This is a genomic window from Streptomyces sp. NPDC002690 (genome assembly GCF_053592415.1).
Genome location: NZ_JBSFVR010000672.1, coordinates 1 through 1,864 on the forward strand (window position 1 = coordinate 1; position 1,864 = coordinate 1,864).

A 1,864-nucleotide genomic window follows, 5' to 3' on the forward strand; every position below is an offset into this window, starting at 1 on the left:
ATCGGGGTGTCCGGGTCGGGACGGTGGGAGTAGAAGATGTCGACGTACTCCAGGCCCATCCGTCCGAGCCGACTCGGCGGCCCGGTCCCGAGAAGCGGCCCCGGTGCTTTCGTCAGCGGACTGCGACATGCTCTGTTCCTTCCGTCGTGGTCGTCGGCAGGGCCCCCGGCCAGCGAAGTGCCGCCGAGCCCCAGGTGAGTCCGCCGCCGAACGCGGTGATCAGCACGTGGTCCCCCGCTCTCAGGCGCCCCTGTTCCTCGGCGTCCGCCAGCGCCAGCGGGATGGAGGCGGCACCGGTGTTGCCGACCCGGTCCACGTGGGTGACGCAGCGGTCCGGCCCGATGCCGACACGCTGGGCAACGGCGCTCATGATGCGGCCGTTGGCCTGGTGCGGCACGAAGTGGTCGACGTCGGCGGGCTCCCAGCCCACCGAGGTCAGGAGCGCCCGGCAGGAGGCGGCCATGCGCAGCACGGCGTGCTCGTAGACCGTGCTGCCCCGCATCCGGAAGAAGGCGTCCTTCGCGGCGGGCGGTCCACCGGCGGCACGGGCGCGCGCGCCGCCTCCGGGCACGGTGATCAGATCGCGGCCCGTACCGTCGCTGCCCAGGTCGAAGGCGAGGAGTTCACCAAGGTCTCCGCTCCGGCCCGCGGCGACCAGCGCGGCCCCCGCCCCGTCACCGAAGACCACCCCGGCCGCCCGGTCCCCGGGGTCGAGCCAGGTGGAGTAGACGTCGGCGCCCACCAGCAGAATCCGGCGGTAGAGGCCGGAGGCGACCAGCCCGTGGCAGACGGCGAGTCCGTAGACGAAACCGCTGCAGACGGCCGCGATGTCGAAGGCGGGGACCGTGCCGAGACCGAGCCGGGCGGCGAGGGCGGGCGCGGTGCCCGGGCAGAGGTGGTCGGGGGTGGCCGTGGCGAGCACCAGCGCGTCCACCGGTCCGGGCGCGGACCCGTCCACGAGCCGGCGGGCCGCCTCGTGGGCGAGGTCGCCGGTGGAGAGGCCGGGACCGGCCCGGTGCCGGCTCACGATGCCCGTACGACGACGCACCCACGCGTCGTCCACGCCCCAGGCTTCGGGCAACGCGTCATTGCCCACCGGCTCTCCCGGCACCCATCCCGCGACGCCTTCCAGCACCGCCGTACGCACGCCGCCGCCACCGGCGCCCGCCGCCGCCCGTCCGCTCGCCACCCGTCGCCCCGCTCCCCTGATCGGCCCGTACCCTGTCATGCGAACGGCGCAACACCCGGCGAGGATGCGTTCGATACCGCCGAACGGGTGACTGACGTTCGCCTGTACGAGTGGAGATCGGCCCAATCGGTGGCGGAGTGCGCCTCGGTCGCCGCACTTTCGGCCGGCGCGCCCCGGCCACCGCCCCCGGAACTCCCGAACCACCCCGCGACAGCGCGCCGGAGCTTCAGGAACCGTCCTCATGGCCCGCGTCTCCGTACCGCCGTTCGAACTTGGCGATCTGTCCCTCCGCGTCCACGACGCGCGCCTGGCCGGTGTGGAAGGGATGGCTCTCCGCGGAGATCTCGACGTCGACGACCGGGTAGGTGTGGCCGTCGTCCCATTCGACGGTCTGCTCGCTGGACGCGGTGGACCGCGTCAGGAAGGCATAGCCGGCCGACCGGTCACGGAACACGACGGGGCGGTAGTCGGGGTGCTTGTCCTTCTGCATGGCTGGCTCCCGGAGATGGAGGGGCGGTTGGCCGGTCCCGTCCCTCCTCTTCCGGCCGGAAGGGCGAGGCGGATGCCCGGTTCTGACCACTTTCGCCAGCCCGACCCCGGGACGCGATCCCTGACCGCCCGTACGGGGCGCGGACGGGCGCGGCCCGGGCGACGCGGGCGGCGAGCCTCCGGGCC

2 protein-coding genes are annotated in these 1,864 nt (G+C 73.9%); both read right to left on the reverse strand.

The annotated features are described in order from the left end of the window. Positions 1-112: 112 nt before the first annotated feature. Positions 113-1,189, reverse strand: coding sequence for a beta-ketoacyl-ACP synthase 3 (locus ACWD3D_RS36545; protein WP_451464955.1), 1,077 nt, complete (start codon positions 1,187-1,189; stop codon positions 113-115). Between the two features lie 226 nt (positions 1,190-1,415). Further along, the gene (locus ACWD3D_RS36550) at positions 1,416-1,679 is read right to left on the reverse strand and encodes a type B 50S ribosomal protein L31 (protein ID WP_451464956.1); all 264 of its coding nucleotides are present in this window, start codon (positions 1,677-1,679) and stop codon (positions 1,416-1,418) included. Positions 1,680-1,864 lie beyond the last annotated feature (185 nt).

Coding starts and splice junctions, on each gene's coding strand:
- ACWD3D_RS36550 (WP_451464956.1), bottom strand. CDS start 1,679: ATGCAGAAGGACAAGCACCCCGACTACCGCCCCGTCGTGTTCCGTGAC.